This window comes from Nocardia sp. NPDC060259 (assembly GCF_042728775.1).
Lineage (GTDB): Bacteria > Actinomycetota > Actinomycetes > Mycobacteriales > Mycobacteriaceae > Nocardia.
In genome coordinates, this window is record NZ_JBHXAY010000150.1 from 1 (window position 1) to 12,629 (window position 12,629).

11 protein-coding genes are annotated in these 12,629 nt (G+C 68.1%); 7 read left to right on the forward strand and 4 right to left on the reverse strand.

Going from position 1 to position 12,629, the window contains the following annotated elements:
* Nucleotides 1–236 precede the first annotated feature (236 nt).
* Nucleotides 237–881, forward strand: coding sequence for a dihydrofolate reductase family protein (locus ACFWF2_RS31685; RefSeq protein WP_379311169.1), 645 nt, complete (start codon nt 237–239; stop codon nt 879–881).
* A gap of 27 nt (nt 882–908) precedes the next feature.
* On the opposite strand, the gene ACFWF2_RS31690 is transcribed toward ACFWF2_RS31685, so the two are convergent.
* Nucleotides 909–1,799, reverse strand: a complete 891-nt coding sequence (locus ACFWF2_RS31690) for a DUF5995 family protein (RefSeq protein ID WP_379311170.1) — start codon at nt 1,797–1,799, stop codon at nt 909–911.
* Nucleotides 1,800–1,858: 59 nt separating this feature from the next.
* Between ACFWF2_RS31690 and ACFWF2_RS31695 the strand changes: the two genes are divergently transcribed.
* On the forward strand, nt 1,859–2,068 hold the full coding sequence (locus ACFWF2_RS31695; RefSeq protein ID WP_379311171.1) for a hypothetical protein: 210 nt from the start codon (nt 1,859–1,861) through the stop codon (nt 2,066–2,068).
* Between the two features lie 151 nt (nt 2,069–2,219).
* Here the strand turns inward: ACFWF2_RS31695 and ACFWF2_RS31700 are convergent, their stop codons facing one another.
* Together ACFWF2_RS31700 and ACFWF2_RS31705 are read right to left on the reverse strand one after the other, a co-directional pair.
* Nucleotides 2,220–3,191 (reverse strand): hypothetical protein, encoded by a 972-nt coding sequence (locus ACFWF2_RS31700; protein ID WP_379311172.1) that lies wholly within the window; start codon nt 3,189–3,191, stop codon nt 2,220–2,222.
* Between the two features lie 109 nt (nt 3,192–3,300).
* Nucleotides 3,301–4,143, reverse strand: coding sequence for an IclR family transcriptional regulator (locus ACFWF2_RS31705; protein ID WP_379311173.1), 843 nt, complete (start codon nt 4,141–4,143; stop codon nt 3,301–3,303).
* Between the two features lie 153 nt (nt 4,144–4,296).
* Here ACFWF2_RS31705 and cysD point away from each other — a divergent pair, with 153 nt between their 5' ends.
* From cysD to ACFWF2_RS31730, 5 genes are read left to right on the forward strand one after another with little or no spacing between them, the layout of a single operon-like run.
* Nucleotides 4,297–5,202, forward strand: coding sequence for a sulfate adenylyltransferase subunit CysD (gene cysD / locus ACFWF2_RS31710; protein ID WP_379311174.1), 906 nt, complete (start codon nt 4,297–4,299; stop codon nt 5,200–5,202).
* Nucleotides 5,202–7,055, forward strand: a complete 1,854-nt coding sequence (gene cysC / locus ACFWF2_RS31715; RefSeq protein WP_379311175.1) for an adenylyl-sulfate kinase — start codon at nt 5,202–5,204, stop codon at nt 7,053–7,055. Before cysD ends, cysC begins: the two co-directional genes overlap by 1 nt.
* Nucleotides 7,052–8,269, forward strand: coding sequence for a hypothetical protein (locus tag ACFWF2_RS31720; RefSeq protein ID WP_379311176.1), 1,218 nt, complete (start codon nt 7,052–7,054; stop codon nt 8,267–8,269). Before cysC ends, ACFWF2_RS31720 begins: the two co-directional genes overlap by 4 nt.
* Nucleotides 8,266–9,051 carry an SDR family oxidoreductase gene (locus ACFWF2_RS31725; RefSeq protein ID WP_379311177.1) on the forward strand — a complete coding sequence of 262 codons (786 nt, stop codon included), beginning with the start codon at nt 8,266–8,268 and terminating at the stop codon, nt 9,049–9,051. The genes ACFWF2_RS31720 and ACFWF2_RS31725 overlap by 4 nt, the downstream gene beginning before the upstream one ends.
* Before the next feature lie 17 nt (nt 9,052–9,068).
* Nucleotides 9,069–10,202: a sulfotransferase family protein gene (locus ACFWF2_RS31730; protein ID WP_379311178.1), complete on the forward strand. Its 1,134-nt coding sequence runs from the start codon at nt 9,069–9,071 to the stop codon at nt 10,200–10,202.
* Between the two features lie 15 nt (nt 10,203–10,217).
* Here the strand turns inward: ACFWF2_RS31730 and ACFWF2_RS31735 are convergent, their stop codons facing one another.
* A complete protein-coding gene (locus tag ACFWF2_RS31735) occupies nt 10,218–11,990 on the reverse strand; it encodes an exonuclease domain-containing protein (RefSeq protein WP_379311179.1) in 1,773 nt (590 codons plus the stop codon).
* Nucleotides 11,991–12,629: the final 639 nt, after the last annotated feature.

Genomic DNA, 12,629 nt, shown 5'->3' on the forward strand with positions numbered 1-12,629 from the left:
AATACGTTGCACCTCAGCATGTCGACCCGCAGGTCGTCACCGACATCGCGACCTGGATCACCACCATATGACCGACGAACCAGCACCACGCGACCGGCTTATCCAGCTGTTTCGTACCCGCTCCCTACAACTGCTTCGTGATAGGCGGCGGTCAGCTCCGCAAGCGGTAGCTTGGGTAGTCGTCTCGGGTGAGTAGTTTGCCAACCGATTGCACTGTGCAACCAGAAGGGGTTCCGATGACACCGTTGGTCCGCGTTCAGAACTTCTCCGTTTCCAGCGATGGATACGGTGCCGGGGAGGGGCAAAGCCTCGAGCGCCCATTCGGCCACGCCGATCCGGGCGATTTCATGTCCTGGGCGGGTGCCACCGCGCACTGGCCCACCCGGACCGACCCCGGGGGAACCTACGGCCTCGACGACTACATCACTCGCGACTACACCAACAACATCGGCGCCGAGATCATGGGGCGCAACAAATTCGGTCCACAGCGAGGGCCATGGGAGAACCGCGACTGGCAAGGATGGTGGGGGGACGAACCCCCGTTCCACACACCGGTGTTCGTCCTCACCCACCACCTGCGGCCCTCATTCACGCTGGCGGACACCACGTTCCATTTCCTCGATGCGGCTCCGAAGGACGCGCTGGCGCAGGCATTCGATGCCGCCGAGGGCAAGGACGTGCGAATCGGCGGCGGTGTCGCCACGGTTCGGCAGTTCCTCGACGCCGATCTGATCGACACGATGCATATCGCCGTTGCGCCGGTCGAACTCGGTCGCGGTGAAAGGTTGTGGGCGACTCCCGAAGAACTCGTCGACCGTTTTCATCTGGAGCAGATCCCGAGCCCGAGCGGGGTGGTGCATCACTTCTTCTGGCGACGGTGATCGGTGGCGGTGGTTGCCGGACGCACATCACAGGGCGTTGATCCGCGCCAGTGCGTCGAAGGCGAGGTCGGCCGCCTGCCACAGGGCGGTGACCTCCGCGCGCACCGCAGGGGCGAGGGCGGGGTCATGCAGGGCAAGGCCATTGGTGAAGATGACGGTATTGGCACCCAGGTCGGCGGCGATGAGCATCTGCTCGGTGGCGACGCCGGCGCCGAACAGCTGGTCGAGTCCTTCGCCGACGAAGTAGAACCGCCACAGTGGGCCGAGGTCGGCGCCGTAGACCGCTTTGGTGCGGTCGATGATCACGTCGCCGACGGCGGCGATGCTCGCGACGATCTTGAAGTAGTCCGGGGCGTTCTCGGGTCGACTGCCCACTGCCGCAACCGAATACGTCAGGTCGGCGGTGAGATGGGCGTTGTAGCCTGCCATCGCGGTGCGGGCTCTGGATACGCCGCAGTCCTGGGCGAGGGCGAAATAGTGGGCCCAGTGGGGTTCGGTGACGCCGCCGGTGAATTCGGCGTGCAGGTTGTCGAGGAATCGGCGCAGGAGTTCCGTGCTGATCGCGTGCGCGTACTCGCGGTTCGCGAACGCGGCGGGGTCGCGCTGGAGCGGCATGACGGCCGCGTATTCGACGCCGTCGAGGCCGACGGCGAACAGACCGCGCAGGTCCCGGTGGGCGACGAGGATCTCGGTGATCCGGTGGTGCCGGTCCACCGCGTTCTCGAGTCGCGCGAGGCTGTCGGCGCCGGTGATCGTCGAAGTATCCGACAGCCGTGCGACGTCGGCGATATCGGCAGACGAGAGCGTCGAACCACACGCCGTGTCGCGAACAGCGCCGGTGGCCGGTCCCGCGACGACAGCGGGCAGGATCATGATCAGGGCCGCAACGACAGCAGCTATTCCACTCGATACACGCACCCGCAGATTCCACCACCCGCGAGCCGGCACCGCAGCGTCGACACGGCGCGAAGCGAGTCGTGAAACCGGGCGAACGGTGCCATAGCCTGGGCGAATGCCGGAAACCATTTGCCCACACCGGCGAGACCTTCGACCTCACCGACCCCTGCGCCTTCACCCTGCCGACCGCGGCCGCCGCGATAACCGAAGTCCTCGGCTGCCCTTACCGTTTCGTCGGCCAAACCGTCGAGCAGGCCTACGACACCCGCGCGAGCTTCCACGCACCGTAGTGGGAAGTCGACGGCTGGGTCAGCACCTACACCGCGATCGCCCAGGGCGACCTCGCCCAGGTGTCCGGCGCGGTTCCCTCCCTGACCGGTCACCCGGCCACCGATTTCACCGACTACCTGGCCACGCTCCCGAAACAGTCCTGACCGGAGCTCAGACCAGGCGCAAGCTGGTGATGATCTTCTTGGCCTGGTCGGCGGTGAGTTCGCCGGTGGCGTTGCGGTCGACGAGCAGGGTCAGCACCAGCAACGTATTGGCGGCGTTCTTGAAGGCGAAGGTGTACACCGAGTAGGAGTCGGCGGTGCAGCCGGCGACCGTCGGCTTCCAGGGGCCCGTGCTCTCGACGAACTGGCCGGTGACGCCGCTCTGGGTCGTGAGCGCGGTCGGTGAGGTCAGCTTTCCTCCGGTCGGGTCCGAGTATCCGCCTGCCGCAGCGATTTTCGCGACGGCCTTGGCAGCGGCCGCGGGATCGGATTCGGTGGTCGTGGTGACGCCCGCCATGGCGCGATAGGCCGAGCCGGGGCAGTAGCTCTCGCCTTCGGTCGCCTGGCCGCGGCCGTTCATCGAGCCGAGCCCCGTGGTGAAGGACATGGTGTCGTACTCCTCGGACACCGACCACGCGGACGGCACGTCGTAGGCGACGCGATAGGAGGCGACGAGGACGCCCTTCGAACCCGGCGTCGCCGGTGCGGTGGTCGTGCCGGTCAGCGGTCCCGCTTTCACCGTCGTCGCGGTGGTCGAGGTCGCCGCGGCGGAGGTGTCGTCGGAACTGCTGGTGCCGATCACGACGGCGGCGATCCCGACGACAGCGATCAACGCGACAACGACGACCACTGCGATGATCACACCGGCGCCGTTTCCGCTGCGCGGCGGACCCGGATTCGGTTGTGGCGCATACCCGTACGGCTGTTGCGCATAGGGCTGCTGGCCGTAGGGCTGCGGCGCGTAAGGCTGCTGGCCATACGGCGGTTGCCCGTACCCGGGCTGAGGCGCACCGTACTGCGGCGGCGGATATCCGCCCGGCTGCTGCGGGATGGAGGGCTGGGAGTAGGGGTCGGCTCCGGTCTGCGGGGACTCCCCCGACATGCCCGGCGCCTCCCACCAGCGATCGCTGTCGTTTGCCACGTCGAGTCCTCCCTCGCCACCTGCCTCCGCGACCGTCCTGCGGGTCAGGCCAGGTTCACCCGTCAGCGTAATGGTGAACCGTCCTCGACGGGTGCCGTGGGCCGGGCGGCTACACCGCGCTGATCCGGTCGGCGGCGGCGACGGTGGCGGAGCCGAGATCGCTCAGCGCCGCCGCTGACAAGCGGGTGTCGGGGCAGCTCACGACCGCGGCGACCACCGCGCCACGCGCATCGCGCACCGGTGCGGCGAGGGTGACGACGGCGTTCTCGGGTCCGAGCTCGTCGGGCAGGTAGTCGATGGTGATCAGTTCGGTGATGACCGAGCCCAGTTGTGCGCGCAGCGCGGCGGTGATCGGCGAGTCCCGCAGGCCCGCCAGCACTTCCAGCATCGGCGTCGAATCGTCGACGAGCCGTTCGACCGAGTAGCCGCGGGCACGGATCTCGGCGAGGACGTGGGCCAGGCGATCGCGGTGGACCGGATCGGCGGTCGCGAGCCACGCCCGCCTGGCCGGTTCGGGCGCCCAGGCGACGAATTCACGGCAGACAGGCGGCGCGAGCGGGAGCCTGCGGCCCGGGCGGATCCAGCCCGCGGACGGGTTCCCGACGACCTCGGTGACCACGATGCTGTCCCCGTCGCGTTCGGCGAGGAACACCGGATCACCGGTGCGCTCGAACAGGGCGCGCAGGTGGGGCGCCGCGGTGCGGCGCAGCGGGAAGGCCGCTTCGGCTCGGCGGGCGACGGTCAGCAGGCGCAGACCGATGCCGTAGCAGCCGTCGTCGTCGCGCACGGTCCAGCCGTCCGCGGTGAGCTGGGTGAGCACCGCGTGCGCGGTGGCCCTGGACAATCCCGCTTCGCGAACGATCCGGGCCAGGGACAGCCGATCGGTCGGGTGCCGCGAGAGCAGCTCGAGCACCTTGACGACCCGCTGGGTCGGCGGTGATGCGACACCCACTTCGCCCACCGAATCAGCGGTCGCCTCTTGACCGGCACGCTCGGCCCGGCTTATCGTCGGTGTCACAATATCGAACAATAGCGTCGAATATTCGACATTGCAACCCGGCGATGGAAATTCTGCCGCCGGAGCAGCGAACGAAGTAGGTGAACAGTGCAGACGGGGTACGAGTTGTCGCATCTGGCGGCCTTGGAGGCCGAGTCGGTGCACATCTTCCGGGAGGTGGCGGCCACGTTCGAGCGGCCGGTGCTGTTGTTTTCCGGTGGCAAGGATTCGGCGGTGCTGTTGCACCTGGCGCGGCGGGCCTTCTGGCCCGCGCCGCTGCCGTTTCCGCTGCTGCACGTGGACACCGGGCACAATTTCGACGAGGTGATCGAGTTCCGCGATCGGACCGCCGACCGCACCGGCGCGCGGCTGCTGGTCGCGCGGGTCCAGGACGACATCGACGCGGGCCGCTCGGTGGAGCGCCCCGGTGGCACCCGCAATCCGTTGCAGACCACCACCTTGCTGCGGGCGATCGGTGAACACCGTTTCGATGCCGTGTTCGGTGGCGCGCGCCGCGACGAGGAGAAGGCACGGGCCAAGGAGCGCGTCTTCAGCTTCCGCAACCGTTTCGGCGAGTGGGATCCGCGGGCGCAGCGGCCCGAGGTGTGGAACCTCTACAACGGGCGGCATCAGCAGGGCGAGCACATCCGCGTGTTCCCGCTGTCGAACTGGACCGAGCTCGACATCTGGGAGTACATCGACCGCGAGGCCGTCGAACTGCCGACGCTGTACTACGCGCATCGGCGCCAGGTCGTCGAACGCGACGGCATGCTGTTGTCGGCGGGCCGGTTCATCACCCCGCAACCGGGTGAGCGCACGTTCGAGGCGACCGTGCGCTTCCGCACCGTCGGCGACGCCACCTGCACCGGGTGCGTGGAGAGCGACGCGGACACCGCGGCGAAGGTGATCGCCGAGACCGCCGCCACCCGGCTGACCGAGCGCGGCGCCACCCGCGCCGACGACCGGATCTCCGAGACCGGCATGGAAGACCGCAAGCGAGAGGGCTACTTCTGATGAGCCGCAACCTGTTACGCCTGGCGACCGCGGGCAGCGTCGACGACGGCAAGTCGACCCTCATCGGCAGGCTGCTCTACGACTCCAAGTCGCTGTTCGACGACCAGCTGGCCGCGATCGAGCGGGTGAGCACCGAACGCGGCGGCGACTCGGCCGATCTCGCGCTCGTCACCGACGGGCTGCGCGCCGAACGCGAGCAGGGCATCACCATCGACGTCGCCTACCGCTATGTGACGACACCGCGGCGCAAGTTCGTCATCGCCGACACTCCGGGCCATGTGCAGTACACCCGCAACATGGTCACCGGCGCGTCCACCGCCGACCTCGCGCTGATCCTGGTCGACGCCCGCACGGGGGTGTCCGAGCAGACCCGCAGGCACGCCTTCCTGGCCACCCTGCTCGGGGTGCCGCACCTGGTGGTGTGCGTGAACAAGATGGATCTGGTCGACTGGTCGCAGGAGCGGTTCGAGGAGATCCGCACCGAATTCGCCGCGTTCGCCGCGAAATTGACGGTCGGGGACCTGAGTTTCGTCCCTGTCTCGGCCCTGCTCGGCGACAATGTCGTCGAGAGCTCCGGGCATATGGACTGGTATCCCGGACCACCGCTGCTGCGCCACCTCGAGGACGTGCACATCGCCTCGGACCGCAATCTCATCGATGCGCGGCTGCCGATCCAGTACGTCATCCGGGCTCAGCAGGGCCTCGACCATCGCAGCTACGCGGGCACCGTCGCGGGTGGCATCTTCAAGGCCGGTGACGAAGTGGTGGTGCTGCCCGCCGGGCATTCCTCGCGGGTGCGCGAGATCTGGGGGCCGGGCGGGACCAAGGTCGACGAGGCGTTCACCGGCATGGCGATCTCGCTGACGCTCGACGACGAGATCGACATCGGCCGTGGCGATCTGCTGGCCAGGCCGGGCAACCGCCCGCAACAGGGCGCCGATCTGGACGCGATGGTGTGCTGGTTCTCCGAGACCACGCAGTTGCGCGAGGGCGCGAGGTATCTGGTGCGCACCGCGGCACAGACCTCACCCGCGGAAGTCACCGCCATCGAGTACCAGCTCGACGTCAACACCTTGCACCGGGTCGAGGACGTGGACGCGTTGTCGCTCAACGACATCGCCCGGGTCCGGCTGCGCAGCAGGCAACCGCTGCTGTTCGATCCGTACCGGGAGAACCGGCGCACCGGCAGTTTCATCCTGATCGACCCGGTGACCGACCAGACGGTCGCCGCGGGCATGGTCACCGGACGCGACACCGGCGCGCACGCCGCACCGGCGACGGTGGTCTGGCACCGCTCGGCGGTGACCCGCGAGGATCGCACGCACTCCGGCGCCACGATCTGGCTCACCGGCCTGTCGGGCTCGGGGAAGTCGACGATCGCGGTCGAGGTGGAACGTCAGCTGGTCGCGGCGGGTCGCGCGGCCTACCTGCTCGACGGTGACAATCTGCGGCACGGCCTCAACGCCGGTCTCGGCTTCTCCCCCGCCGACCGGGACGAGAACGTGCGCCGCGTCGCGGAAGTCGCGGCATTGTTCGCCGATTCGGGTGCGGTCGCCATCGTGTCGGTGATCAGCCCGTTCGCCGAGCAGCGTGCCCGCGCACGCACCACGCACGCCGAGCGGACGTTGCCGTTCCACGAGGTCTTCGTCGACACGCCGCTGCCGGAATGCGAACGGCGCGACCCCAAGGGGCTCTACGCCAAGGCTCGCGCCGGTGAGCTGCCCGGTTTCACCGGCATCAGCTCGCCGTACGAACGACCCGAGCACGCCGATCTCGTCATCACCCCCGATCTCGGCTCCCCCGCCGACATCGCCGCCCATATCCTCCGAGAGCTAGGAATCGCAGACCGTTGACCCACTCCAGTACCGCCACCGAAGCCGGGAGCACCGCGCCACCGGAGCCGCTCACCGCGCCGTTCACGGCCGCGGTGGCTCAGGCCGAAAAACTCATCGCCGGCGCCGAATTCGTGCGTAGCGAGACCGATCTCGCCGAGGGCTACGACTACCTCGCCGCGAGCGTCGCCGCCTGTCTGCGGCTCTCCGGCGCGCACGGCACCAGCCATCCGTATTTCGTGTCGTCGACCGGGCCGTACGCCAAGATGGGCCTGGACAATCCGGACACGCTCTATTACCACGCGAACATCGAGCCCGACGCGGAGTACCTGGTGAGCGGCGTGCGCGGCACCACCGTCGACCTCAGTTTCCAAGTGCTCAAGGGTGATTACACCGCGACTGACGTCCCAGGTGGTGAGGACGCCTTCGATGATCGGCGGATTCCGATCGCCGAGGACGGCAGCTTCTCGATCCGGTTCGGCCCTGCCAAGCCGGACGCGGGCCCCGGCTACTTCGCGCTCGGTGAGGGGGCGTCCATGCTGGCCGTGCGTGAGGTCTACAGCGACTGGACCGAGCGCAAGGGCTCGATCCGCATCGAACGGGTCGATACGATCGGCACCGCCCCGATCGAGCCGGATCTGGCGCGGATGCGCAAACGCTACGGCGCCGCGGCGAAGATGCTGCTCACCCGGGTGCACACCTGGTTCAACTTCCCGAAGTGGTTCTACCTGGATCTGCCGGTGAACACCCTCACCACGCCGCGGCTCACCCCGGGCGGGCTGAGCACCCAGTACTCCTCGGTGGGGCACTTCGATCTCGCCGACGATCAGGCGCTGGTGATCACCGTCCCGAAATCGGATGCGCCGTATCAGGGTTTCCAGCTGGGCAGCCTCTGGTACATCTCGCTGGACTACGTCAACCACCAGACCAGCCTCAATCACGCGCAGGCGCAAGTGGATCCGGACGGGATGATCCGGATGGTGGTGAGCAAGCAGGATCCCGGCATCACGAACTGGATCGAGACCACCGGGCGCACGCGGGGCATCCTGCAGTTCCGGTGGCAGCGCACCGACCGGCCGATGACCGAGGCCGACGGCCCGACGGTCACCCTCGTGCCGGTCACCGAGGTCGCACAGCACCTCCCCCATATCGAAGACAACCGGATCGACGCCGCCGGCTGGCGTGACCGGATCGCCGCCCGGCAGCGGGCTTTCGCAGAGAGGATGCTCGGATGAGCGGGGCATTGTTGGATGGAAAAGTCGTCGTCGTGTCCGGGGTCGGCCCCGGGCTCGGCCGGTCGATCTGCCTGGAGGCCGCCGCCGCGGGCGCGACGGTGGTGCTGGCGGCGCGGACCGAATCGCGGCTGCTCGAGGTGGCCGCCGAGATCGAGGCGGCGGGTGGCGCCACGCTGAGCGTGCCCACCGACATCACCGACGAGGCAGCGGTCCAGAATCTGGTGGCGAAGACCGTCGAGACCTTCGGGCGGGTGGACGCGCTGGTGAACAACGCGTTCTCGGTGCCGTCGATGAAGCCGCTCGACCGTACCGACTTCGACCACATCCGCTCGAGCCTCGACATGACGGTGCTGGGTGGCCTGCGGATGACGCAGGCGTTCACACCCGCCCTCGCCGAGGCCAAAGGCGCTGTGGTGATGATCAATTCGATGGTCGTGCGGCATTCCGAACCGCGGTACGGCAGTTACAAGCTCACCAAGGCCGCGTTGCTGGCGATGTCGCAGACCTTGGCTACCGAGCTCGGCGGCAAGGGTGTGCGGGTCAACAGTGTGCTGCCGGGCTATATCTGGACCGACCAGCTGAAGTGGTACTTCGGTCAGGTCGCCGAGAAGTACGGCATCACCGTCGAGCAGGTCTACGAACAGACCGCCTCGAAGTCCGATCTGAAGCGGTTGCCCGAGCCCGACGAGATCGCCCGTGCCGTGGTGTTTCTCGCGTCCGACTGGTCCTCGGCGATCACCGGTCAGACCCTCGACGTCAACTGCGGCGAATACCACAACTGAGCAAGGAGTTTCCTTCGATGACCGTGCGCACCGATGTCGGCACCGTGGCCGACCTGCACGCCTCAGCCACCAAACTCACCGGTCTCACCGATTTCGGGACCGACGACTACACCGAGGCGTTGCAGGTGCTGCTCGACTCCTATCGCGACGAGGCCGGGCTCACCGAGCTCGGCAGCAAGATGTCGCGATTCTTCCTGCGCGGCACACTCGTCGCTCGCGCGCTGAGTGAGGCCGCGTGGGCGGCCAATCCCGGCTACTTCGACACACCCGTCACCCGGCCGATCTTCGTCACCGGTCTGCCTCGGACCGGCACCACCGCGCTGCACCGTCTGCTGGCGGCCGATCCGGCCAACCAGGGTCTGGAGATGTGGCTGACCGACTTCCCGCAGCCACGCCCGCCACGCGAAACCTGGTCGGAGAATCCGGCCTACCAGCAGATCGACGCGGGCCTGCGGCAGCATCAGGTGCAGAATCCCGAATTCATGGGCCTGCACTACATGAGCGCCTCCGACGTGGAGGAATGCTGGCAGTTGCTGCGGCAGTCGGGCACCTCGCATTCCTACGAATGTCTGGCCTACGTCCCGAGCTACTCGCGGTGGCTGGCCGGCCAGGACTGGACGCCCGCCTACGCGCGCCACCGTCGCAACCTGCAGCTGATCGGCATGAACGACACCCGCCGCTGGGTTCTCAAGAACCCCAGTCACCTGTTCTGCCTGGACGCCCTGCTCGCCGTCTACCCGGACGCCGTCGTCATCCAGACCCACCGCGACCCCGCCACCATCATCCCGTCGGTGTGCAGCCTCAACGAACACGCCACCCGCGGCTGGTCGACCACCTTCACCGGCGAGACCATCGGCCGCACCCAGCTCGACCTGTGGGCCCGCGGCCTCTCCGCATTCACCGCGGCCCGCGCCCGCCACACCGACGCCACCTTCATCGACGTCGAGTTCGACGACCTGCGCGCCGACCCCTTCGGCGTCGTCGAACGCATCTACACCCGGATCGGCGCCGATTTCACCGAGGAGGCACGCACCGCCATCACCGCCCTCGACAACGAAAGCCGCACCGGCGACCGCAAACCCACCCACCACTACTCGCTCGCCGACTACGGACTCACCGAGGAGATGGTCGCCGACCGCTTCGGCGCCTGAGCGCCGACGAATGCGCTATTCGACCTCCACCCCGTGCTTGCGTGCCAGGGCGGCGAGGTCGAATTCGTAACCCTGACCGACGGCGCGCAGGCGCCAGGTCTCGCCGCGCAGGTACAGCTCGGCGAGCAACAGGGTTCGTTCGACGGTGGCCGCGTCGAGGGTCGCTCGGATCACAGCGCCCGATTCGAGGCCGGTTGCGACGTCGACTTCGATCGCCCCGACGTCGCCGAAGGTGACGCCGGGAGCGTCGATGGCGGCCGCGAAGACGACGCGGGTGCAGTGTTCGGGAAGGTCATCGAGGGATATCGTGATGGACTGCTCGGTGGGGCCCTCTTCGGAGAGCCGGGCCCCACCGGCTTCCGGCTGGTTGTAGAACACGAAATCGCCGGAGGCGGCGACCTTCTCGGCACTGTCGACCAGGAAGGCGATCAGGTCGACGGCCGCGTGACCGAGCTGGTTCCACGTGGCGCGCACGGTCCACGATTCCGCCTCCATCGGCAGGTCTACCACCTGGCCCCGCGCCAGCACGGTCGGTTCGGAGGCTGACGGCTCCACTCTGCCCGGCGCAGATTCGGGAGCTGTCGGCGCCGTCGGCTCCAACAGTTCGGCTCCGTGGACAGGTAGCCCCAGCTCAGTTGCCTTCCGTACTCGACGATCGGTGTCACCGCCCGCGAGAAGCAGCAGATCCGTCACCGAGGCGGACAGGTTCACCGCCGCCGATCCGCCGAGCTCCACAATCCGGGTTCTGCTCGTGGTGGCCTCGTCGTGGGTGCCGCCGAGGACCAGGACCCTGCGTCCCGCCAGCCTGCCCGCGGGCCTGGTAATTCGACGGCGCGGGGGCACCTTGGTGTGCTGGCCCTCCCGGGGAATTCCCGGCTCGGTTGTTGCGAGGAGCTCGAGGAAACGGGTTTCGTCGACGGTAGGCGTCGCGTGCTGGATCGCCTTGATCGCCTTGCTTGTTCCGCAATCGGGCGCGTTGGTGACCAGAACACTCGTCCGGCCGCTGACCATGCTCGTCACGTCGATCCCGGCGGCTTCAGCCCGCGCTACCAACTCCTCGCGCTGGACTCGGGTTTCCCCGGTGAACGCGACTTTCATGCCCTGGCGCAGTGGCCCATCCGGCTCCCAGCGCCCCGGGTAGGCGTACACACACGACTGCTTCGGGCCGCGGCGCTCGGTCACCCACGCAGTCTGCGCCGGGCTGTCTGTGTCCGGCGTGCACGTCAGCAGGGGCGGGGCGATGCCAAGGCGGGCCGCATCGGCCACCAGCGCGCGCAGCACGTTCGCGAGGACGCGGGTGTCGTCCAGAGCGTCGTGCGCCTTCTGCTGCGGCACACCGTAGTAGTCGGCCAGCGTACCCAGCTTGTAGTCCGGAGTCGGCAGTCCGACCCGACGGGCGAAAGCCAGCGTGCACAGTCGCCGCTGAACCGGGAGTATCCCGCCGGCCCGCTGGAACTCCGTCGCGAGGAAGCCGAAGTCGAACACCGCGTTGTGCGCCACCAGGACCCGGCCGTCCAGCATCGACGACAGTTGCTCGTGCACCTGCGCGAATCGCGGTGAGCCGCGCAGCACCTCGGCGGTGAGACCGTGGACATGGACTGGACCCGGGTCGCACCCGGGATCCACCAGGCTGTGGAACTCACGGGTCACCTGCCCCGTGCTGTCCAACGTGAGTGCGGCAACCGATAGCACCCGGTGTCGCCGCGGCTGGAGTCCTGAGGTCTCGACATCCACCACGGTGAATTCCCCGAAGCCGGAGGTCTGCTGTTGCTCGTCGCGACGTGTCATCGGTTGCATGAGCATCGCATCGTCATACAGCGCCGAAATGTTGCAGGCCGCAATGGGATTCAGCGGCCGTTCAGCGCGTCACCCACATTGGTCAGCATCGCGGCTGCGCGTGACAGGACAGCAGGCCTGTGTTCGGCGGGTGGGTTACGGACGTGGGCCGAAGAACTCGGCTCGCGCCGCGGTGACACGGGCCTGCGCCTGTGCCGCGCTCTGAAAGCTCAGCGCGGCCGATCCGCCGCCGGCTATTCCTAGCGCGAGGAGTCCGCCGATTACCGACAGGAGATTCGGCGCGGGGAGGGCGTCCGTGGCGCTGGTGGGTGTGACGTCGTGCGAGGGTACCGGCGCGTCACTGCTTTGGGCCACTGGAGCGTGCGGCGCCCCACCTTCACCGGGTGGTGCGGCCGGAGCAGGTACGGACGGTCCGGGTGCTTCGGGGGCAGGCGGGGACGGCGCAGCGGGGGCCTGGCCGCTGGGGTCGGGCTCTTCGGCCGCCGCTTCGGGCTCGGTTCCGTTGCCTAGGTTGGGGTTCACATAGTTGCCCTGATTCCCGCCCCCGTTACCCTGGTTACCGTTCCCGCTTCCCGGGTTACAGAGAGCCCAGGTGCCAATATAACCTCCCCCGTTACGGAGGATACATGT